Origin of the sequence: Clostridium sp. AM25-23AC (assembly GCF_003435125.1) — a bacterium.
Taxonomy (GTDB): domain Bacteria; phylum Bacillota; class Clostridia; order Lachnospirales; family Lachnospiraceae; genus Pilosibacter; species Pilosibacter fragilis.
This window is the reverse complement of the sequence record NZ_QWGI01000007.1, coordinates 85,910-107,999: the sequence shown is the minus strand read 5'-3', so window position 1 is coordinate 107,999 and position 22,090 is coordinate 85,910. Positions and strand designations below refer to the sequence as shown.

Here is a 22,090-nt window from a genome sequence, read left to right as displayed (position 1 = left end):
TTTCAGGCAGTTTACTATAATGAAACTACATTAGTAGTTGTCTAATAAGTCCGCGCCTTTACTGCGCTGACCGCAAAGTGCCACCCCACTCAGAAAATGGACACAGAAAAGGAGTAATCTTTATGGGCGATACGAATTTTATTGAATCCTCCACACCTATGGTAAATTCGGTACTTCATGCCACAAAAATTCTAGATTACTATGCTTCCCAGCGCCGGGAATATTTAAGCCTAACTGAGATCAGCCGCGCGATTGGTCTGCATAAAACAACAGTATACCGTATTTTGCGCACACTGCAGTCTGTAGGCTGGATCGAGCAATCCAGCACCAATGGACAATACCGGTTGGGCAGCGGTATTTTAATGATTGCATCTGCCGTGTCTGTGCACTATACCACACGCCAGCTAATCAGTGAAGAAATGCGCCGCTTGTGTGATTTACACAATGAAACCGTCGTGCTTTCCTCTTTGCGCGGAGATACGGGCATTTGCGTGGATCTTGTAAAAGGACATCATAATTTGGGAATTTCAAGTGAAAACGGTTATATTGTACCTTTAGATTGTGGTGCAACCGGTAAGACTTTGCTGGCTGCACAATCAGATGAATTGGTTGAACGTCTAATTCAAAATTATCCTGGTCTGGAAGAAAAGCTGCGTAATCAAGTAAAAGAAATCCGGCAGCGGGGATATTGTATCTCCGAAGGGGAGGTAGATGAGGGAGTCGCTGCCGTAGCAGTTCCACTTCCTATGCCGGATCATATTTATACACTAACCTACTCCGGACCTGTTGAGCGTTTACGCGGTTTAGATTATATGGTTCTGGTACATTCATTGCAACAGGCAGTTAAAAATATATTATTAAAATGTGATGGAAAAAGAAAGGAAGCTCTTTAAAACCTTTTACTCAGTATATTTTCTAGACAAGCAAAGTCTTGAATCAAACTGTTTCCATTGAAATAAAAATCCGATAATCGGATACTGTACGATTTTACTGGTGCAGTTATCCTGATCATCGGATTTTTCTATATGCGTATAAGATTATTATGCCTTATCTAATTTTTTAAGTGCCTTTTTAAATTGAATTGAAAACAAAATCGCCGTGAATGTCACTGCGATCGCATCCGCGATCGGCTCTGCCATGTAGACGCCCAGCGTTTTATTGCTGACGAACATCGGAACAATGAAGATTAACGGAAGCAGAAGCACAAATTTACGCACAACTGCCACGATGATCGAGCATACCGCATATCCGATGGCAACGAAGGTCATCTGGCAGGCGAGCTGGATTCCAAAGAGGAACATCGCACCGCAGTAGATCCGCAGAGCGCCTGCAGTGAAGGAAACGAGTTCTGGATCGGAGCTGAAGATTCCCGCGAAGGTTGCCGGGAAAAGCTGGACAAAGAGCCAGAACAACGTGGAATAGATCAGGGAGATCACGAGATGGAGCTTGAATGTCTTCTTCATACGGTCGATATTTCTCGCTCCGTAGTTATAGCTCATGATCGGCTGTGCGCCCTGTCCGATTCCCTGAAGCGGCAGCATTGCAAACTGCATCGTACTTGTAAGGATCGTCATGGCACCGACTGCCAGATCTCCGCCGTACTTTAACAGGGAAGAGTTAAAGCATACCGAGATAACACTCTCACTGGACTGCATCACAAATGTGGAAAGTCCCAGCGCAAGACACGGAAAAACGATAGATGGAACCGGCTTTAAATACTCCTTTTTGATCCGTAAGAAGGTCTTCTTTCCGGTCAGGAACGCGAGAACCCATCCGCAGGATACCGCCTGAGAGATGATCGTCGCGAGAGCCGCACCCTTTACGCCCATGCCAAACCCGAAGATAAAGATCGGGTCCAAAATGATGTTGCAGACAGCTCCGATGGTAACCGTCAGCATACTGGTCTTTGAAAATCCCTGGGCCGTGATGAACATGTTCATGCCTAACGTCATCTGGACAAAGATCGTTCCGACAGCGTAAATACTCATGTAATCAACGGCATAGTCGATGGTGTTTTCACTGGCTCCAAAAGTCAAGAGCATAGAGCGGCCAAACAACAGTAAGACTGCTGTCAGGATCGCAGAAATGATGATCTGAACCGTAAAACAGCCGCTGAGAATCTTCTCCGCAGAGTCCATGTCATCTTTTCCCATAAAGATCGACGCTCTCGGCGCACCGCCGGAGCCGACGAGGGCCGCGAAGGCGGAGACCACCATAATGATCGGCAGGCAGACGCCGACACCGGTCAGGGCGAGACTTCCGCTTCCCGGGATATGTCCAATGTAGATCCGGTCAACGATGTTGTACAGCATGTTGACGATCTGTGCAATGACAGATGGAACGGCAAGCTTGAAAAGAAGCTTTCCGATCGGCTCTGTCCCAAGAAATTCTTTACTGTTGTTCATGCAGTTTTCCTTCTTTCCTGTAATCTGAAATGTTTGAATTGATCCGGTTCATAAGTTCGAACAGCATCCGGTGCTCTTCCGGGGAGAATCCGCGGCAGATGATCTCAGCAGCCCGTTTCTGGACGTTTTTTCCATCAGAGACCATCGGCGCAGCAGCGTCTGTAAGTTTCAGATGGATCGTCCTCCGGTCCGTCCCATAATATTCCCCTGTGAGCAGTCCGCGCTCTTCTAATGAGCGGACAGACATGGAAACATGGGACTTTGTAAAAGCCCGCTTCTTGATAATCCGGGCGGCGGTGTCGCACTCCGGATTGTTGGCGAGAAACAGCAGAATATTGAATTCCATCTGGGTCAGCCCGTATTTTTTGCAGACCGGATCAATGAGCCCCGTATAGAAATCCCGGCTGTCCGCCATAAAATCAACAAATTTCATGTGTATCACCTCTGGTTCAAAAGTGAACTGTTCTATTTAGAACTATATTAGTATACAGGACTATTCTTAAAAAGTCAAGAGCAGCGGCAGTTCTAAGCATTCTAATCCTATCCAGGTGCCATATCCAGATCTCGTTCTTCACATGATGTCCTTACCTGCACTACAGATTTTATAAAAAAGAGGTGCCTTGGCTGCATATTCCCCAGGTCGACCGGAATTTGCACCCTGGCACATTCGCGCAGTCGCTTGCGACAATCTACATCTTCGCGCAAGTGCGCATCATTGGCACGTTAGTGCCTTTTGTGTGACAGGGAATTCTTCGGAATTTCCTATTACATCAAAAAGATCCGACAATCAAGTTGTCTTACAGAATCAAAAATTCCCGTAAAACAACCCAACTGCCGGATCTTTTCTATATATAGCTTTATATTCTAATTAAACTTCATCGAGATTCCCCGGCTCACCAGATCATGCCAGACGATCTCCCCTGTTTCCAGAGACTTTTTCACATCGATAATCCTCTGGTTCTCCGAACCGCGGAATGCCAGTGCCACGCTGTAAAGTTCCTGAACAAACTCGCCGTCCACGAGGACATCGATCAGGCTTAACATCTCATCCGTACACTCACATCTCGCCCGGCTCTCACCGAGAAGCTCTTTATCGAAAAGATAACCGGTATAGCACCAGATATTTTTCTTTGGGAATCTCTCGCGCACTTTCTTTAAGAACGGAAGAAGTACCCGCTGGTTCTCCGGCTCAAAGGGTTCTCCACCGAGAAGCGATAATCCATCCACAAAATCCGGCTCCAGCGCCTTTAATAACATTTCTTCCGTCTCTTCCGTAAACGGCTTTCCGTATCCGAAATCCCACGCCACATCATTAAAGCAATTTTTACAGTGATGTGTACAGCCGGACACAAAGAGGGACACGCGGACTCCCTCACCGTTTGCAATATCACATGTTTTGATCTCTCCGTAATTCATTACAGGTGCAGTACCCTTTCCTTAATTTCCTGCGTTCTGCCCTGATTCCAGAACTGTGTTCCGATGTATCCGCAGGTACGTCTCGCGACGTTGAGCTTGCTCTGGTCACGGTTTCCGCAGTGTGGGCATTCCCATACGAGCTTTCCGTCATCCTCGATGATCCTGATCTCGCCGTCGTAACCGCATACCTGACAGTAATCGCTCTTCGTATTTAACTCCGCGTACATGATATTGTCATAGATGTAGCGGATGACCTGAAGAACAGCCGGGATATTATCCTGCATGTTCGGAACTTCCACGTAGCTGATCGCTCCGCCCGGGGACAGTGCCTGAAATTCAGACTCTAATTTTAACTTACTGAAGGCGTCGATCGGTTCCGTTACATGTACATGGTAGCTGTTTGTGATGTAGTTTCTGTCGGTTACGCCTTTTACGATGCCGAAGCGTCTCTGGAGACTCTTCGCAAAAGAGTAGGTTGTGGACTCCAGCGGGGTTCCGTAGATGCTGTAATCGATATTTTCCGCCTCTTTCCACTTCGCGCAGTAGTCATTTAACTTCTGCATGATCTCAAGACCGAGTTTCTTTCCTTCCGGCTCAGTCAGTTTCTTCTCGATTAAGCTGTATACACACTCCCAGAGGCCTGCATAGCCAAGGGAAAGTGTGGAATATCCGTCATAGAGGAGCTTGTCGATGGTCTCACCTTTCTTTAAGCGGGCAAGCGCGCCATACTGCCAGAGGATCGGAGCCGCGTCGGATAAGGTTCCTTTTAATCTCTCGTGGCGGCAGCGCATTGCGCGGTGGCAGAGTTCCATTCTCTCATCAAAGATCTCCCAGAACCTGTTCATGTCTTTTCTTGCGCTGAGTCCGATATCAACAAGGTTTACCGTCACAACGCCCTGATTGAAGCGGCCATAATACTTGCGCTCGCCTTCCCGGTAGTTTCCTGCATTCGCAAGGTTTCCTTTTACATAGGAACGGTCCGGGGTCAGGAAGGAACGGCAGCCCATGCATGTATACACATCGCCCTTTAATTCCCGCATCTTCTTCGCGGAGATGTAGTCCGGAACCATGCGCTTTGCGGTACATTTTGCCGCAAGCTCTGTTAAATAGTAATACGGCGCATCCGGAGTGATATTGTCCTCATCGAGAACATAGATCAGCTTCGGGAATGCCGGTGTGATCCATACGCCGGCTTCATTTTTAACGCCGAGATATCTCTGTTTTAAGGTCTCCTCGATGATCATCGCAAGGTCTTTTTTCTCCTGCGGGTTCTTTGCCTCGTCGAGGTACATGTAAACGGTAACGAATGGTGCCTGTCCGTTTGTGGTGAGGAGTGTTACAACCTGATACTGGATCGTCTGGATTCCCTTCGTGATCTCTCTGCGGAGACGCTCCTCCGTGAGCTTATCGATCTGATCCTCTGTCACAGCAATTCCAAGATCCTTCATCTCGCCGATCACTTCCTGACGGATCTTCACCCTCGATACCTGGACGAACGGAGCGAGATGCGCAAGGCTGATGCTCTGTCCGCCGTACTGGTTGCTGGCAACCTGAGCGATGATCTGGGTCGCGATGTTGCAGGCTGTGGAAAAGCTGTGCGGGCGCTCGATCAGGGTCTCGCTGATTACAGTGCCGTTCTGCAGCATATCCTCCAGGTTTACAAGGTCGCAGTTGTGCATATGCTGTGCAAAATAGTCGGAGTCGTGGAAGTGGATGATTCCCTGCTTATCCGCCTCAACAATATCTTCCGGAAGAAGAAGTCTTCTCGTGAGATCCTTGCTGACCTCTCCAGCCATATAGTCACGCTGCACACTGTTGACGGTCGGGTTCTTGTTAGAGTTCTCCTGCATAACCTCTTCGTTGTTGCACTCGATCAGGGACAGTATCCGGTTGTCCGTCGTGTTTGCTCTCCGCACCAGAGAGCGGTCATAGCGGTAGCGCACATAATTTTTCGCAATCGCAAAAGCTCCGATAGCCATCAACTGGTTCTCGACCATATCCTGAATCTCCTCTACAGACACAGCACGTCCCAGCTTATTGCACTTATACTCTACATAATCCGCGATATCCGTAAGCTGTTCCGGTGCCAGATAGGCATTTTCTGTGGCATTGCACGCCTTCTGGACCGCATTTACGATCTTGAGCGTGTCAAAACTTTCCTCCGCTCCGTTTCTTTTGATGATCTTCATCCCTGATTCCCCGTTTCATTTCATTGTGTTGGCAGAATTGTCCGTTTTACGCACAACTGCCGTTGCCTGTTTTTCTCTTCTGTCTATTCTGTCAAAAAACACAGCTGACCTACAGGTCCGCGCATTTACCGGCCGGCCTCAGGCATGTACATTTCAGTTGCTGATAGTTTTCTTGGTTGTATATACAGTTTGTTTTTTCAGAATTATACAGAAATTTTATCTGATTTAGATATTTTATGATTGATCTGTCGGACCTGCCGCCACGAGTCTCTTAAGGCGGTCATGTCGTATTCCCGCCGTGTTATTTTTAGTCACTCACGCGAGAACGATTCTATTATAACTGTATTGTTCCAGGATTGCAAGGAGTACTGCTATATAAATATGATATACCAAAACCATATATATGGTGAAAAATTCATGATTCAAAACTATATCTTGTTGTTTTTTGAATACAATCCACAAGAAGAGTCCCCTCCGGGATCGTCCCGGAAAGTCCCTGAAAAGGCATGTCCCGCAAGCTGTTTTTCTGCCGTTTTAAGCGTCCAGAAAGCCTGCGGGACTGTTTTCTCTGTTCTTCTTACTTAAATATGTCTGCGCCACTCTTCAAGGCGGTAACGCTGTCTTTTTTTTGCGTCCTCCAATTGTGCCAGCATTTTCGGAATATCTTCGTTAAAATTTCCCGCAAGCACTACATAGTTGGACGCGTGGTTTGTCCGGAAGATCGTTCCGGGAGAATCGATGTGCGTTAAAAACAGCTCCATTTCCTCCACGATCTCGTCCGGGGTGATAAGCTCCATCTCCCCGCGTTTTACTTCCTCATTCATCTGGGTCCCCTCATAGAGGCGCAGCGTCAGGAAGGAGGCATACTCCGGATTCATCTGATTGATCAGCTCCGCGGACTTGATGGCATGTTCCCGGATCCCTTTTCTTCCGCCGAGGCCGGAGATCAGCGTCACAGAGATCTTGATGCCGCAGCGCTTCAATTTCTGTCCCGCCGCCGCGATCTGGGCAGCCGTCACATCCTTATGGATATGCTCCAGAACGCGGTCATCGCCGGATTCCGCTCCGATATAGACCATCTCGAGTCCTGCTGCCGCTAAGGCTTTTAAATCTTCCTCAGACTTTGCCAGAACATCCTTTGCAGTCCCATAGGAGGTGATTCGTTCCACATACGGGAAATTTTTGTGGACGTAGGCTAAAAGCTCTAAAAGAAGTTCTGTCTTTACCACCAGTGCATCACCGTCTGCAAAGAATACGCGGCTGACATACGGTCCGTAGTAATCGCGGCATTCGTCCAGATCTTTCATGATCTCTTCTTTTGTCCGCACACGGAATTTTTTCGTCCGGTACATATTGCAGAACGTGCACCGGTTATGGGCACAGCCCACAGTCACCTGGATAATTAAACTTCTCGCCTCGCTCGGCGGGCGGTATACGGTTCCTTCGTATTCCATATGATAATTTTCCTTTCCAATTTCTCTTTAACACATGCTCACATGATTCCGTAAGCACAACCCTATTTTATATACTTATTTTGCAAATCCTGTCTTTAAGGATTTTTCAGCTCCACATTTCTTTAAAAGAATGCTCCCAATCTGTCCAACCGGCTCAAAATATCTGCCCGTTTTTCATCAAACAATAGATTTTTATTGTATTCATAATACCGTTCGCACTCATTCTCCTGTAAGAACCGCACTGCCGAGGCACTGGAATTCAATTCTGTGATAAATACCACCATCTCCTGGCTGCTGCCGAACGTTCCTTCCATGAAATCAAAGGCGTACTCCAGCGCCTGTCCGGCATGGGCACACAGATTTTCCAGTTCTGTCCGTTCTTCGCCAAACATCTCCCGGAACCGATCGAATATCTCACCGCCATCAGATAACAGTTCTGCTTTCACAGTCTGTAGATACCGGTTCATGGCCGCTGTGATATCGGCACAGCGATACTTTTCCGACCTCGTGAGGAGTCCAGCTTTCTGTTTCTGCTCGGATACCGCAGTGAATGCCTCGATCTGCTGGGAAAAGATGGCGATTGGAGTCTGCGGCACTGTCTCTATCATTTCTCCTGCCTCCGCTTTACCTTCCAAGCTTCTCTTGAATGCTTTCAGCTCTCCAAACAGCACTTCCAGATAATCCTCTTTCTGCGCATAAGCCTTGAACTCCACATCGAGCTTCGCTAAAATCAGGCTGATGATCGAAAGCTTCTCATCAAACGGCGCTTTCGCCGCCTGTTCCATCAGGTGCTCGTCCCGCTTTCCTTCCAGGATCTCGTCGATCTGGTATCTCGCCTGATACTTCTTATATAATTCCAGATAGTTCGCAAAATCTTTCGCGATCCGCGGGTGCTCGATATACTGTACCACAACCTCCCGGTCGCAGGTAAGCCCCACCTTCTCGCAGACCTTCAAAAATCCGGAGAGGTCTTCCCATCCACGAGGTGTCGCGAACACTTTTCCGTCCACGGTGGTCTCCACCTGGTAAAAATACTGCGGCTTTGCGGTGAGGAACGACAGGATCGCCGGATGGATATCCGCCTGTTTCGCGTATTCCTTCCAGACCTCAAAATCTGCCTCCACATCAATCTTTTTGATGCGGTCCAGGGTCGCAATATCGAATTCCCGCACGGATTTATTGTATTCCGGCGGGTTTCCTGCCGCCACGATGATCCAGCCATCCGGGATCTTATGATTTCCGAAAGTCTTATACTGCAAAAACTGCAGCATGGCCGGGGCCAATGTCTCGGAAACGCAGTTGATCTCATCAATGAAGAGAAGTCCCTCGGAGAGTCCTGTGTCCTCGATCTTATTGTAGATCGCCGCGACGATCTCACTCATGGTATATTCCGTCACATGGACATTCTTCCCACTGTAAGTCTTCTCCGAGATAAACGGGAGACCGATGGCACTCTGTCTCGTATGGTGTGTGATCGTGTAGGAGACGAGACCGATCCCGCACTCCCGCGCCACCTGCTCCATGATCTGGGTCTTTCCGATTCCTGGCGGACCGATGAGCAGCACCGGGCGCTGCCGCATGGACGGGATCTCGTATTCCCCGTGTGCGTTCTTCGTCAGATACACCTGTATCGTATTTTTAATTTCCTGTTTTGCACGCTTGATGTTCATATCTTTTTACTCCGGTATAATTTTTACAGTCCGTGAACCAGCCTGTCAAACCTTTTACTTTCCGTAACTGTTCAGTACCCCCACAGTTACGCGCAAAAATCCATTCCAAATCGGCTATGCCGATAGGATTTTTGCCTTCCATTCTAAGTTTTCTTACGGTCAGCGCAGTAAATGCGCAGACCTACTGAACAGTTACTATTTTCCATCTAATATTTTCCCCACGTCCTCCATCGACTCCGGGTCCAGAATCACCTTCATCGCCCAGGGCGGAACGTCCGCGTCAGTATAATTATCCCGCATAAACACGAAGGCCGTGTCGTAGGGCGGCATTTTCACCGGAAATGTCCCATATCCGTCCGTAAAATAGAGAAGTCCCCGCAGCCTGCTGAACTTTCCCGCCTTGATCATCTGGTCCACATGCAGGAATGCCGGGCGGAAATCAGTCCCGCCCATGCCATGGAGCTCCATGTGGTCCATATAATTCCGAAGGTCCTCCTCGCTCTCGATCTTCACATCCTGCCGTACTTTATCGTCGCACTGCAAAATGTGGATATTGACCTTCTTAAAGAAGCTCTCCGACTGAGCCAGCACCCCGTAGGTCTCTTCCAGGAATTTCTTCACCAGCTCCCCGGAACATGACATCGAAGTGTCGATAACGACCACAAAATCCTCGATCCGCCGGACTTCCTTCGTCTCAAGGGGCTCGATCAACGGCATATTTCCGTATAACTGCATGCCATAATTGTAGAATACATAGTCGAACGCATCCGGATCGATCTGAACCGTCTCCTTCAGCACCGAAAATTTCCGCAAAAATTTCCGGTAATCGTACCGCTCCCGGTTTTCCACCGCCAGCTGGTCCATCAGCTCCCTGGAGTCATCCGCCGCCTCGTTGGAAAACGCCTCCATCTCCGCCTGCATCTTCTCCCGCTTGTCATCCCAATCGTTTTTTCGGTTCCGGTTGGGATTCGGGGACTTTTTCTCGTCCTCTTTCTCCCATCTGGAATGATCGTCCCGGCAAAATTCCCGGCAGAGCCGCTCATATTCGATCTCCGAAAGCTCCATCTCCTGCATAGTGTGATAGATGCTCTCCGCGTTCAGTACCTTGATCTTTTTCCTCAGACGTCCATAAAATTCCACCCGCACCGGTGACATCGGCAGATGGACGCACGGCTTGTGGATTCCATCGATCAGGGATTCCACAGCGATATCGCATGCCAGATTCCAGTATTCCTCTGTCCGCTTTTTTCTCGACCATGGGTGGACAAAGAGACAGTGGAAAGTCTCGTGCAGGATCATGCGGTTTACATAAACAGGATTTCTCCGGTACCAGCCGCAGATGTATCCTGTCTCAAATGATAATAAGGTTCCGTCCGTTCCGATTCCCTTGATGCTGTTGTCCGCCACCGGTAACAGACCATTTAAGGCCACGTCGAGAAACCGCATGGAAAGATACAGCTCATTCCTCGCGTTCCGTATGATCTCAACGCCGATCGCCGCCAGTTCTTCCAGCGCGCCCTGCTCTCTCAGGATCGGCGACCATGCCGCATCTTCTCTCATGACGATTTCTGACCTCCTCACAAATCAAAATCAAACTTTTTCTTCTTTACGCCAAACTTCTTCCTCTGGATCTCCATAAACATCCCCAAAAGCTCCGGCAGATGCTTTTTCGAGATCTCCGTGATCAGCCCCGACATCTTATCCGCCGTCAGCGGATTCTTTTCCGGTGTTAAATACTGTCCCGCAATCCATTTTATGGTCTCCGGGTCCTCAAGGCTGCCGAGAAGTACTTCATAAAGATTCTCCATAAGAAACTTTTCATATTCCTTTTTCGCGCTCTCCCACAGTCCTTTCGGATACTGCAGCCGGGTCACCGCGATCTTCGATGCCATGAGAACCGATTCCTCTGCTTTTTCATACACAAACATTTTATCATACCTGTCAAATCGGAATTTTCGTCCCTCAAAACAGTAGCGGTACTTCTGCCCCGCACCGTGGATATTGGATACCGTGATCCTGGCGGGCGTATTTTCCACCGCCTCGTCGTAGTATTCCGGGAAGATCACACGCGCAGTCTCTGTCTCCCCGTTCTCTTCCTCAAAAGCACTTGAATCCAGCGCTGTTCGTTCAGAGTCCGTATCTCTCTCGTCCTGCATTCGATTTTGTCCGCCCTGCATAAACACATGCACTGTGACTCTCTCATTGATCTCCGTCACAAAATCCCTGAGTGCCGACTCTTCATCCATCCCCATATGCACGGTCAGACTCCTGATATTCCGGCAGCCCGTGAACACACCGCCGCCGACTTCCCGGAGCTCCCCGTAAAAATGAATCTCCCGAAGTTCCTCACATCTATAAAATTCATATCTTCCAATCCGGGTGAGTGTCCGAGGTAGATAGACTTTCTCCACCACACTCCCCGAAAATACCTTGTCCGCCAGCTCTGTCACCGGGAGTCCGCCCAGACTTTCCGGAACCACGCAGACGGCGCCTGGTGCCAAAAGCTTTGTCACACAAGCGCCCCCATTTTTCTCTTTAAATTCAAATTCAACATCCATATTCCAGTTACACTTATTATAATTGTTCAGCAGACCAGCGCAATAAGTTCACAGACCTGCCGAACAGTTATGCTTATTCTTCAATCAGTTTATTTAACTTTCTCATCGCACTGAACCGGTAATAATATACCAGGAATGCCAGCGAAGTGATACTCCAGCTTAACGGATAGCTCGTCAGCGTCGTGTACAGTCCCGGATGGACTGCGCCTGCGCCGAATACCCAGATCACACGCAGGATACATGTACCGACACAGATGATCAGCATCGGGATCAGGGCATCGCCCACACCGCGCAGAGTACACGGATATACGTTGACGCAGATATAGCAGAACCAGAACGGTACCAGGAAACAAAGGATGTTCATGCTCTCAGCCATAACATCCACATCGTTCGTAAAGAGACTGATCAGAACCGGTCCCGCCGTAAACATAAACAGACCGAGTGCCGCCGTGATGATCGTCGACATGAGAAGTCCCACGTAGGTTCCCTTCTTTAAACGTCTGATCTTGCCCGCACCGAAGTTCTGACCCGCAAAGGTCGTCACGGAGATTCCCATGGCATCCATAGTCATCCAGAAAATACCGTCGATCTTTCCGTAAACCGCCCAGGACGCGATCGTATTCGTTCCGTATCCATTGATGTTTGCCTGAATCAGGATATTGGAGATCGAGTACATCATGGACTGGAGTCCCGCCGGAAGACCGATCTTTATGATCCTCTTTAATAATACCGGCTCCACACGGAGTTCCTTCGGGATAAAACGGTAAGATTCTTTTGTCCGGATCAGCGTTATCATAACGAGTACTGCCGATAAAAGCTGGGACATGATCGTCGCAAGCGCCGCCCCGGCAACTTCCATATGAAAACAGACTACAAACAGGAGATCCAGAGCAATATTGGTCAGGCAGCTCGCCACAAGGAAATAGAGCGGTCTCTTCGAATCTCCCACAGCTCGTAGGATCGCAGCACCCATGTTATAGACCAGATTTCCTATGATACCCAGAAAATAGATCCTGAGATATGTCACAGAATATCCAAGGATCTCTTCGGGAGCACCCATAGCCCGGATTGCAGCCGGAGTGAAGATCTCACCGATCACTAAGAGTGCCACACCGCCGGCCAGCGCCAGACAGAACGATGTGTGGACCGATTTCTGCACCTGCTGGTCTTCCTTTGCCCCATAGAACTGGGATACGACAACGGCCGCGCCGGAGGACATTCCGACGAAGAAACCAACTAACAGGTTGATCAACGTTCCTGTCGTACCCCCTACCGCGGAAAGTGCTTCTTTTCCAACGAATTTTCCAACGATCATGGCATCTGCCGTGTTGTAAAGCTGCTGGAAAAATGTCCCGAACAGGATCGGAAAGAAAAAGAGCAGAAGCTGCTGCCAGATCACACCGTCCGTGATCCCGTTGTAGCCTGCCGGATGATTCTTCTTAAGTGTCATATCTTCACCCTCTACAAAATCCGCCATGCATGGATCCCGTTTGCAGTCTTTTCTGAATGCATGGCAACTGATACTTCCGCCCTGTATCTGTCGGCTGCGGACACAGGGCGGAGATATGATTGATCAAAGGCCGGCTCTTTCGCCGCCTTTAAAGGTTCTTTTTATGATTACAGGAGATTCTTTCTGAGTTCCTCGCCGCTCTTTGCGGAAAGGTATGCCGGCGGAATGTCAAGAATGGTCTTGCATCCGCTCATTCCCTCCTGTTTCATGCGGAATGCGGCGCGGGCACAGCAAACGATCACGGAGGAAGTGAACTCCGGGTTGGAATCCAGTTTCAGACGATACTCAATCACATGTGTATTCTCCTGATTCCATCCGGTCTTTCCGTTTCTGATCACGAAACCGCCGTGCGGGAGTGTGGAGTGGTCACGCTTCATCTCTTCCTCGCTGATGAAATGAACCGTTGTGTCATAGTCGGAGAAGTAGTTCGGCATCGTTACGATCTCTTTTTCGATGCGTGCAAGATCAGCACCCTCTTCAGCAACAACATAGCACTCTCTTGTGTGTTTCTCTCTCGTTGTGAGCTCCGGAGTCTCGCCATTTCTGATTCTCTCCAGTACACTCTCAACCGGGACTGTATACTGTCTTGCGTCCTTCACGCCATCAATGCGGCGGATCGCGTCGGAATGTCCCTGGCTTACACCTTTGCCCCAGAATGTATAGTCTTTACCATCCGGGAGAATTGCATTTGCGTATACACGATTTAAGGAGAACATACCCGGATCCCAGCCTGCGGAGATCACTGCTACATTTCCTGCTTCCTTTGCCGCTGCATCGACAGCTGCAAAATGCTCCGGAATTCTCGCGTGTGTGTCAAAGCTGTCCACTACGGTGAAATATTTCGCATACTCCGGTGTCTGCACCGGAAGATCTGTCGCACTTCCGCCGCAAAGGATCAGGACATCGATCTTATCTGTCATATGTTTCGCTTCGTCCGCATGGTAAACCTTTGCGTCTTCGGTCAGGATCCTTACATTTTTCGGATCTCTTCTTGTAAATACTGCCGCAAGCTCCATATCCGGATTCTGTTTGATGGCGCACTCAACGCCGCGTCCAAGATTTCCATAACCCATAATTCCGATTCTGATCGTCATATTGTTCTCCTCTTCTTTCTTTATTTAATGTCGCTATCTCCATTTTACCAATAGGCCGTTATAGTGTCAATTGAAATAAGTTTAACGAATTTGTCTCCTGTTTCTTCCAGATACACCTGCAAAACCTGCCACCGGAAGGTTCTTCTGGGAACACGGTAATGAAAAAAGAAACAACGGAATCCGAAATCCTTTTTCTCAAAGATCCCTGAGTCCGTTGTTTACATATTTTTTAATATATTAATGTTTTTCCCTTTTCATAAGCACAAACGCAACGCCCGCCGTGATGAACTCTGATACAGTCACCGTAAGCCAGATTCCGTCTACACCAAAGAGTGCCGGGAGAAGGAACACGAACACGCTGTTTAAGATCACTCCGCGGAGCAGTGTGATCGTTAAAGAAAACCGCGGTCTTACAGTAGACTGGAAATACATTCCGCTGATGATGTTCCACTCGCTGACTAAGAAGCAGAGGAAATACAGCCGGATCGCCGGGACCGCCATTGTGAGGATCTCCAGTGTCGGGTCCAGGAACAGATAGGACAACTGTACCGGGATCAGCATGCCGATCGCAGTGAATATGAAGCCTGCGGCAAATCCGGTCCGGACTCCCAGTTTTCTCGCCTCGCCGACTCTCTTCAAGTTTCCCGCGCCAAAGTTCGCGGAAAGCAACGGCTGTACTGCCTGAGCGATACCGTTGGAAATGGACGATGCCACAAGCGCGGTGTTTGTGATGATTCCATAGACCGTGATTCCCATCTCTCCCACGTAAGCGAGGAGCTGGCGGTTAAACAGCAACATCACGAAGCCGTTGGAGATCTCCAGAATAAAGCTTGCGAGCCCATTTCCGAGCACCTCCGGCACCCGTCTCCACACATCGCTAAATTCCAGCTTCAAGTGGTTATCTTTCGAGAAAAAATGGCTTGCGAGGATCAGCACCGTGAGTGTCGTTCCGGTGGCTGTCGCCAGCGCCGCACCTCCCATTCCCCATTTCATGATAAAAATATATACATAATCCAGGATCACATTGGTGACGCCTCCGCTGATCACGCCCGCCATGGCAAGCTTCGGCGCACCGTCATTTCGGACGAATGCCTGAAGGAATGAAGACAGGGCAAACATGGGAGCCGCTGTTGTGAGCACAGTTCCGTAAGGCACGGTGTATTCATTTAAGAGCGGGGTATTTCCCATAAAAGTAATCAGAGGGTTGAAAAAGATTCTTCCCAATATCAGAAAGACTGCTGACAGAGCAAGCACCACACAGAGTGCCGCCGTAAAATAACTTCTGGCGCGTTTTTCATCGCCGCGTCCTCTGGAAAACCCAAAGAGAACGCTGCCGCCGACTCCGCACATCATTCCGATCCCGAAATATGTGTTGTAGAGCGGCAGTAAAATATTCATCGCCGCAATACCGGAACCACCGACTCCGCGTCCGATCATCATCGTGTCAGCCAGAATATAAATAGATGTCACGAGCGTCGCGCTGATGGACGGCACCAGGTAACTGAAAAATACCTGGCGGACCGGGGATTCCAGCATGTTGATCTGTTTCATAAGTGTTGCTCCTCAATATTCTTCAAAATGTATTTCGATATACCTTGTTCTTCTTTCTAACAGCAATATTTCAGCAGCTCTTTTTGCAAAGCTGCTGATTTCTTAGTCTGCGATGTTAAAATTCGTCCTTGCATATCCTGCCAGCGTGTCTGCCATCTTTTTTCCATACTCTGCGGCAAAATCATCAAGGACTCTTTCAGCGATCCGTGTCCCCTCTTCCCCGAAGATTGCTTCACAAACTTCCCGGTATGCCCAGTAGGAGTGAGCGCAGTGGTACTCGAAAGATCTGAGGCCTGCCGGATTTTTTGCCATATTGGACTCCGGCGTCAAACCGGCGTTCCGGATCGTCTGTATACAATAATCATGGTCATGGAGTGTCTGGGAGACCTCATAGCGAATCTCCGGGTTGAAGCCTCGGGAAATGGACGCATCCAGGTCCTTACAATAGAGAAGCCCCGCTTCCGGGAGTCCCATATTCTTAAACTGGGTGTGCCACGGACAGACATGGATGTGGATCTGAAAGTCCGGGCTTAAGCTTGTCGTCTCGGACTGGTTTCCGAGTCCTTGTGCTTTCACCTCTTCCGTGTTGACCCACTCACCGTACTGGCAGTATGTCTCATAAGTCAGAGGTTTTCCGTCCCGGATCGCCCGCTGTGCCATCCGACGTCCACGCTGTTCGCCGTAATATCGGGTAGCATGCAAAAATGCCGCCTCGCCGCGGTCACCGAAGATTTCCTTCAGGTAAACATAATATTTTGCCGCGATAAACGCGTGTGACAGTTCTGTAAATCCCATAATGCTTCCTCCCGTCCTTTATTCTATTCTTCTGCTTCACCATAGCGCTCTGGCTTGTATACAAAGTCCATGCTGCGGACAGACTCATTTTCCCGCATGACCAGATATCCGCATGCTTCTTATTTCATCTCTCCAAGAATATCCGACAACTGCGCAAACTGTGCAAGGCTTAACGCCTCGCCGCGGATCGTCGGAGTGAGTCCCATCTCTGCGATCGCTGCCGCGATCTGTTCCTTTGTATACGGAAGTTCAGGCGCATTTCCGAGACCGTTCTGCAGCGTCTTTCTTCTCTGATTGAAGGACGCGCGGATGATCTTAAACATCAAGGCAGGATCCTTCACCTCCACCGGCATCTCCTTATGTCTTGTAAGCCGGATCACCGCTGATCCCACATTCGGGCGCGGGATAAAGCAGTTCGGCGGTACGTTCGCTACGATCTCCGGCTCCGCGTAATACTGGACAGCCAGGGACAGAGCGCCGTAATCCTTGGACCCCGGTCCTTCCTTCATGCGGTCCGCAACTTCCTTCTGGACCATGACGGTAATATTGTCGATCGGCACTCCGCTCTCAAAGAGCCCCATGATGATTGGGGTCGTGATATAATACGGCAGGTTCGCAACGACCTTGATCGGCTTTCCGCCGTTGTATTCCTCGGCCAGTGCCTTGATATCGACTCTTAAGATATCCTCGTTGATGACGGTCACGTTGTCGTAATCCGCCAGTGTCTCCTTTAAGATGGGGATCAGGTTCCGGTCGATCTCAACAGCTACAACATGTCCGGCGTTCTCCGCAAGGTACTGGGTCATGGTTCCGATTCCCGGGCCGATCTCAAGGACGCAGTCATTCTTTGTGATTCCAGCTGCGGAGATGATCTTCTCCAGTACATGGGTATCGATCAAAAAGTTCTGACCGAACTTTTTCTGAAACATGAATTCATACTTCTGTATGATTTCTATGGTATTCTTTGGGTTTCCCAGATTCGCCATTTATTTCTCTCTTTCTATTTTTGACTGCGCTTTTGCGCAGGTGCTTTTATTTACGCGAACAACGAGCCAAAGTCCGCGCTTGCGCGAGACCTTGGCGACTGTCGCGATAACAAGGGGAAACTCGCGAAGCGTGTTTTCACTTGTTACATGAGATGCATCTTGTATACAAAATTTGATACTATTCCGATATCGCAGTCCGATCGGTCTGATCATCCCGAAACTCCTGCTCTGTGATCCGATACAGCGCTCTAGCGTTCTTCGCCGTCTCCCGGATGATCTCTTCCGCGGAAACGCCCTTGATCTCCGCCAGCTTTTCCACTACATACGGAAGATTTCCGGAGAAATTTCGTTTTCCCCGGTTTGGCACCGGGGCCAGATACGGACAGTCCGTTTCCAGAACGATCCGGTCGAGCGGCGCATATTCTGCCACTTCGATCAGTTTTTTCGCGTTTTTAAAGGTCAGCACTCCGCCGATCCCGATATAATATCCCATATTCAGGTATTCTCTCGCCATCTCCACTCCATAGGAGAAGCAGTGGATCACGCCGCCGGTGGCACCGTTGTGTTCCACCTTCATAATATCTAACGTGTCCTTCGCCGCGTCACGGCTGTGGATGATCACTGGGAGTCCCGTCTTCTTTGCGACCTCAAGCTGCGCCGAAAACCAGTGTTTCTGGATCTCCCGTTCCGGCTCGTCCCAGTAATAGTCAAGACCGATCTCACCGATCGCCACAACCTTCGGGTTTTCTGCCAGAGATTCCAGCCATTTCATGTCCGCAACCGTAAGCTCCGCCGTCTCGTTCGGATGCACGCCCACCGCCGCATACATGAAGGGATGCGCCTCGGCCAGTGCCAGCGTTGTCTTTGTTGACGCGATGCTCGCTCCGACATTCACAACGGTTCCGACTCCCTGTTCTTTTAATCCCGTGAGCACTTCCTCCCGGTCCGCGTCAAATGCCTCATCGTCGTAATGGGCATGTGTGTCAAAAATATAGTCCATTCTTTCTGTCCTCAAGTCATATGTCGTTTTCTTTTTCATCCGGAGCCGGCATCCGTAAGACTTTTTTGCACCATCTCATTTTCTACAGTCCCACAGCCATCTTGATTCCCCGGATCACCAGCAGATGCAGCGGATAAAACAGATAGAAAATCCTTCCGTTCCCACCGCCTTTTTCTCCATTGTAACGGTTTATCAGGAAAATTGCAACGCAAGCCGCAGCGCCATAGAAATCCATATACATGCAAAATAAAAATACAGCGCAGACAGCCGTGCGAAGCTGTGGTTCTGTGCGCAATGTATACAATATAACGATCAGCAGTACGCCCATAAAACCATAATCTGTCTTCAGATAATAGGCTGCCAGTCCGAAAGGAACCGCCGCCAGAACCCGGATATACCGCTCATATTCCAACGGAAATCTCCTCTGGCCTACTGCCTTCCTGCCGCCATCTCCTGTTTTTTTCCTGTTTCCGTATGACACTCCAGATCCGGTCCCACAGATCAGATCTCCAGCCCAGACTGCCAGAAGTCCCAGAAGTAATGTGAACACCGTATTCTGATCCGCCGGAAAAAGCCATGTTCCCCCCGCCACAAGATCAAAGGGGATCTCCGAAATAACTGCCAGCAGAAGCAGCCTCAGCGCATACCATCTCCGGTCTCTCGTATGCGCCGCACCCTCCGCGATCATAAACGCAAAGAGAGGAAAAGCCACACGCCCCACAAGGCGCATGGCTGTCCCACAGAGACTCCAGGCAACGCCCGAAGCCAGTTCTGACTGTTCAATAAGCCCAACGGCCGCATGGTCGATGACCATGCTGACCAGGGCAATGTTTTTTATCTGTTCCGCCGAAAAGCAAAAGCGCACTTTCACTTAGCAGACCTCAGAACCGGACTTGATATCCTTTGCCGGTGTCATTAATGCAAGGTTGCCCTCATCATCCTCCGCGCAGAGGATCATGCCTTCCGATAACATGCCTGCGAGCTTCGCCGGTTTTAAGTTCGTAACGACCATAACTTTTCTGCCGACCATATCTTCCGGTTTATACCATGCCTTGATTCCGCTTAAGATCTGTCTTGTCTCAGAACCGATCTTAACCTGGGAGCAAAGTAATTTTTTGGACTTCGGAACCTCTTCACACTTCACGATCTCACCGATCTGGAACTGAAGCTTTGCGAAATCATCATATGTGATCTCCGGCTTCTTCTCAACGTCCATGCCCGGCTTCTCTTCTTCCTTCTTCTCTTCCTGTTTCTCTGCTGCGGCTGCTGCCTTCATGGCCTCAACCTTCTCCATAACGTCCTTGATGTCCATACGGGCAAACAGGATCTCCGGCTTCTCTGTAACCTTGTTTCCGTTCGGGTACAGACCGAAGGTATTCATGTTCTCCAGCGATCTCTTCTCTGTGTTTAACTGAGCGAGGATCTTCTCAGAAGTTTCCGGCATGAAGGAGAATAACAGGGACGCACCGATGGTGATCGCCTCTGTGAGATTGTAAAGAACGGTTGCAAGACGGTCCTTCTTTGCCTCGTCCTTTGCGAGTGTCCACGGAGTTGTCTCATCGATATATTTGTTGCTGCGGCGGAAGATATTGAAGATCTCTGTGATCGCGTCTGCAACGCGGAGCTTGTTCATCTTCTCGTCTACTTTCTTGACCGTCTCAAGAACGGTTGCCTTTAACTCTTCATCCACCGGCTCTGCAGCGCCCTTGTTCTCGACAATTCCGCCAAAATATTTATTTGTCATGGAAACGGTACGGTTTACAAGGTTTCCAAGGATGTTGGCAAGATCAGAGTTCATGCGCTCAACCATAAGATCCCAGGAGATCACGCCATCGTTCTCAAACGGCATCTCATGAAGTACGAAGTAGCGGACTGCATCTACACCGAAGAAGTCAACGAGCGTATCTGCATAGAGGACGTTTCCTTTGGACTTACTCATCTTGCCATCGCCCTGTAACAGCCACGGATGTCCGAATACCTGCTTCGGAAGCGGAAGACCGAGAGCCATTAAGAAGATCGGCCAGTAAATGGTATGGAAGCGGATAATATCTTTACCGATCAGGTGAAGGTCTGCCGGCCAGTATTTCTTAAACTTCTCGTCGCTGTTTCCGTCACAGTCATATCCGATTCCCGTGATATAGTTGGTCAGCGCGTCAAGCCATACATAGGTAACGTGCTTCGGATCAAAAGTGACCGGAATTCCCCACTTGAAGGAGGTTCTGGATACGCAAAGATCCTGAAGTCCCGGAAGCAGGAAGTTGTTCATCATCTCGTTCTTTCTGGATACCGGCTGAATAAACTCCGGATGCTCGTTGATATATTCGATGAGCTTCGGAGCATATTTACTCATACGGAAGAAATATGCCTCTTCCTTTGCCGGCTGTACCGGACGTCCGCAGTCCGGGCATTTTCCGTCTACGACCTGGGACGGAGTCCAGAAAGACTCACACGGTGTGCAGTAAAGTCCCTCATAATGTCCTTTGTAGATATCGCCCTGATCATATAATTTCTTGAAGATCTTCTGGACCTGTTTCTCATGGTAATCATCTGTGGTACGGATGAATTTATCATAGGAAGTGTTCATGAGGTCCCAGATCTCCTTGATCTGTCCTGCTACGTTGTCAACGAACTCCTTCGGAGTTACGCCTGCGTCCGCAGCCTTTAACTCGATCTTCTGACCGTGCTCGTCGGTTCCTGTCTGGAAGTAAACGTCATAGCCCTGTTCTCTCTTGTAGCGTGCGATCGCGTCTGCCAATACGATCTCGTAAGTGTTTCCGATATGCGGTTTGCCGGATGTATAGGCGATCGCTGTGGAAATGTAGTATGGTTTCTTACAGTTTGTACACATGGATTGATTCCTCCTGTTTTTTATCTCTTTTTACGGCTTGTCTCCTGCCGGTCGTTTTTATTGCACAATGACATAAAAAAGAATGTGCTTTGGCACGTTCAGAGCTCTCGCGCAGTCTCTTGCGACAACCTGCCTCCTCGCGCAAGTGTGCGTTTTTGTTTAACAGGACGTTCCTTCGGAGTTTCCTGTCAAATAAAAAAAGCCCGTCTTTAATTATTAAAGACGAGTCTCCTCGTGTTACCACTTTAAATTCGGCGGTGCCTCACGGTCATCGCCCTCACCGGCTGTCAAAAACAGCCTGACACGCTAACGGGTGCTTCCGGCACAGGCTAACACGGTTTCCGCTTTCACCTGCACAGCTCCGGGACCATCTTCTGCCGCCTCTTTGCTCCCCTTTCTCACCAACCGGGGTCTCTGAAAGCTTCCTTTCGGCATACTCTTCCCTTCCAAGCTTTTTCCATATGATGCCTTTAGTCTATCCTGTTCGAATAAATTTGTCAAGGTATCGTTTGTTTTTCCGGCGTTTTATGTTGCAGTTCAGCCATGCATCTTCATCCAAACCATCGCATAAATGAACTCTAATATTTTTATTGATTTTTTATCCGCAAAAGACT

Annotated in this window: 17 protein-coding genes and 1 other annotated feature; of the genes, 1 reads left to right on the top strand and 16 read right to left on the bottom strand. The window is 49.2% G+C overall.

Going from position 1 to position 22,090, the window contains the following annotated elements:
* The first annotated feature begins 122 nt into the window (after positions 1-122).
* Complete coding sequence (locus tag DW677_RS06185; RefSeq protein WP_199537912.1) at positions 123-893, top strand: IclR family transcriptional regulator; 771 nt, start codon at positions 123-125, stop codon at positions 891-893.
* Positions 894-1,040: 147 nt separating this feature from the next.
* Here DW677_RS06185 and DW677_RS06180 read toward each other — a convergent pair whose 3' ends face one another.
* The 16 genes from DW677_RS06180 to metG form a co-directional block, all read right to left on the bottom strand.
* A complete protein-coding gene (locus DW677_RS06180) occupies positions 1,041-2,405 on the bottom strand; it encodes an MATE family efflux transporter (protein WP_117469978.1) in 1,365 nt (454 codons plus the stop codon).
* Positions 2,392-2,838 carry a MarR family winged helix-turn-helix transcriptional regulator gene (locus DW677_RS06175; RefSeq protein ID WP_117469977.1) on the bottom strand — a complete coding sequence of 149 codons (447 nt, stop codon included), beginning with the start codon at positions 2,836-2,838 and terminating at the stop codon, positions 2,392-2,394. The genes DW677_RS06180 and DW677_RS06175 overlap by 14 nt, the downstream gene beginning before the upstream one ends.
* A gap of 431 nt (positions 2,839-3,269) precedes the next feature.
* Positions 3,270-3,821, bottom strand: coding sequence for an anaerobic ribonucleoside-triphosphate reductase activating protein (gene nrdG / locus DW677_RS06170; protein WP_117469976.1), 552 nt, complete (start codon positions 3,819-3,821; stop codon positions 3,270-3,272).
* On the bottom strand, positions 3,821-6,010 hold the full coding sequence (nrdD, locus tag DW677_RS06165) for an anaerobic ribonucleoside-triphosphate reductase (RefSeq protein ID WP_117552744.1): 2,190 nt from the start codon (positions 6,008-6,010) through the stop codon (positions 3,821-3,823). Before nrdD ends, nrdG begins: the two co-directional genes overlap by 1 nt.
* 581 nt (positions 6,011-6,591) lie before the next feature.
* Positions 6,592-7,464, bottom strand: coding sequence for a radical SAM protein (locus tag DW677_RS06160; RefSeq protein WP_117512966.1), 873 nt, complete (start codon positions 7,462-7,464; stop codon positions 6,592-6,594).
* Between the two features lie 122 nt (positions 7,465-7,586).
* Positions 7,587-9,134, bottom strand: a complete 1,548-nt coding sequence (locus DW677_RS06155) for a MoxR family ATPase (RefSeq protein WP_117566673.1) — start codon at positions 9,132-9,134, stop codon at positions 7,587-7,589.
* 195 nt (positions 9,135-9,329) lie between these two features.
* On the bottom strand, positions 9,330-10,694 hold the full coding sequence (locus DW677_RS06150; RefSeq protein ID WP_117566672.1) for a VWA-like domain-containing protein: 1,365 nt from the start codon (positions 10,692-10,694) through the stop codon (positions 9,330-9,332).
* A gap of 17 nt (positions 10,695-10,711) precedes the next feature.
* On the bottom strand, positions 10,712-11,647 hold the full coding sequence (locus DW677_RS06145; RefSeq protein WP_181968312.1) for a leucine-rich repeat protein: 936 nt from the start codon (positions 11,645-11,647) through the stop codon (positions 10,712-10,714).
* Between the two features lie 118 nt (positions 11,648-11,765).
* The gene (locus DW677_RS06140; protein ID WP_347473046.1) at positions 11,766-13,169 is read right to left on the bottom strand and encodes an MATE family efflux transporter; all 1,404 of its coding nucleotides are present in this window, start codon (positions 13,167-13,169) and stop codon (positions 11,766-11,768) included.
* 140 nt (positions 13,170-13,309) lie between these two features.
* A complete protein-coding gene (locus DW677_RS06135) occupies positions 13,310-14,296 on the bottom strand; it encodes a diaminopimelate dehydrogenase (protein WP_117512972.1) in 987 nt (328 codons plus the stop codon).
* 237 nt (positions 14,297-14,533) lie between these two features.
* Entirely contained in the window at positions 14,534-15,847 is a 1,314-nt protein-coding gene (locus DW677_RS06130) for an MATE family efflux transporter (RefSeq protein WP_117512974.1), read from the bottom strand.
* Positions 15,848-15,949: 102 nt separating this feature from the next.
* Positions 15,950-16,642: an L-2-amino-thiazoline-4-carboxylic acid hydrolase gene (locus DW677_RS06125; protein ID WP_015553983.1), complete on the bottom strand. Its 693-nt coding sequence runs from the start codon at positions 16,640-16,642 to the stop codon at positions 15,950-15,952.
* A 119-nt stretch (positions 16,643-16,761) separates the two neighbouring features.
* Positions 16,762-17,628 carry a 16S rRNA (adenine(1518)-N(6)/adenine(1519)-N(6))-dimethyltransferase RsmA gene (rsmA, locus tag DW677_RS06120; RefSeq protein WP_015553982.1) on the bottom strand — a complete coding sequence of 289 codons (867 nt, stop codon included), beginning with the start codon at positions 17,626-17,628 and terminating at the stop codon, positions 16,762-16,764.
* A gap of 178 nt (positions 17,629-17,806) precedes the next feature.
* Positions 17,807-18,667 carry a TatD family hydrolase gene (locus DW677_RS06115; RefSeq protein WP_117512976.1) on the bottom strand — a complete coding sequence of 287 codons (861 nt, stop codon included), beginning with the start codon at positions 18,665-18,667 and terminating at the stop codon, positions 17,807-17,809.
* 43 nt (positions 18,668-18,710) lie between these two features.
* Positions 18,711-19,499: a TraX family protein gene (locus DW677_RS06110; protein ID WP_117566671.1), complete on the bottom strand. Its 789-nt coding sequence runs from the start codon at positions 19,497-19,499 to the stop codon at positions 18,711-18,713.
* The gene (gene metG / locus DW677_RS06105; protein WP_021905796.1) at positions 19,500-21,476 is read right to left on the bottom strand and encodes a methionine--tRNA ligase; all 1,977 of its coding nucleotides are present in this window, start codon (positions 21,474-21,476) and stop codon (positions 19,500-19,502) included.
* 215 nt (positions 21,477-21,691) lie between these two features.
* Positions 21,692-21,934, bottom strand: a binding site (T-box leader).
* Positions 21,935-22,090: the final 156 nt, after the last annotated feature.

What these genes read in the sequence shown, in the direction of transcription:
- DW677_RS06185 (WP_199537912.1), top strand. Translation starts at nt 123, where the DNA reads ATGGGCGATACGAATTTTATTGAATCCTCCACACCTATGGTAAATTCG.
- DW677_RS06180 (WP_117469978.1), bottom strand. Translation starts at nt 2,405, where the DNA reads ATGAACAACAGTAAAGAATTTCTTGGGACAGAGCCGATCGGAAAGCTT.
- DW677_RS06175 (WP_117469977.1), bottom strand. Translation starts at nt 2,838, where the DNA reads ATGAAATTTGTTGATTTTATGGCGGACAGCCGGGATTTCTATACGGGG.
- nrdG (WP_117469976.1), bottom strand. Translation starts at nt 3,821, where the DNA reads ATGAATTACGGAGAGATCAAAACATGTGATATTGCAAACGGTGAGGGA.
- nrdD (WP_117552744.1), bottom strand. Translation starts at nt 6,010, where the DNA reads ATGAAGATCATCAAAAGAAACGGAGCGGAGGAAAGTTTTGACACGCTC.
- DW677_RS06160 (WP_117512966.1), bottom strand. Translation starts at nt 7,464, where the DNA reads ATGGAATACGAAGGAACCGTATACCGCCCGCCGAGCGAGGCGAGAAGT.
- DW677_RS06155 (WP_117566673.1), bottom strand. Translation starts at nt 9,134, where the DNA reads ATGAACATCAAGCGTGCAAAACAGGAAATTAAAAATACGATACAGGTG.
- DW677_RS06150 (WP_117566672.1), bottom strand. Translation starts at nt 10,694, where the DNA reads ATGAGAGAAGATGCGGCATGGTCGCCGATCCTGAGAGAGCAGGGCGCG.
- DW677_RS06140 (WP_347473046.1), bottom strand. Translation starts at nt 13,169, where the DNA reads ATGGCGGATTTTGTAGAGGGTGAAGATATGACACTTAAGAAGAATCAT.
- DW677_RS06135 (WP_117512972.1), bottom strand. Translation starts at nt 14,296, where the DNA reads ATGACGATCAGAATCGGAATTATGGGTTATGGAAATCTTGGACGCGGC.
- DW677_RS06130 (WP_117512974.1), bottom strand. Translation starts at nt 15,847, where the DNA reads ATGAAACAGATCAACATGCTGGAATCCCCGGTCCGCCAGGTATTTTTC.
- DW677_RS06125 (WP_015553983.1), bottom strand. Translation starts at nt 16,642, where the DNA reads ATGGGATTTACAGAACTGTCACACGCGTTTATCGCGGCAAAATATTAT.
- rsmA (WP_015553982.1), bottom strand. Translation starts at nt 17,628, where the DNA reads ATGGCGAATCTGGGAAACCCAAAGAATACCATAGAAATCATACAGAAG.
- DW677_RS06115 (WP_117512976.1), bottom strand. Translation starts at nt 18,667, where the DNA reads ATGAAAAAGAAAACGACATATGACTTGAGGACAGAAAGAATGGACTAT.
- metG (WP_021905796.1), bottom strand. Translation starts at nt 21,476, where the DNA reads ATGTGTACAAACTGTAAGAAACCATACTACATTTCCACAGCGATCGCC.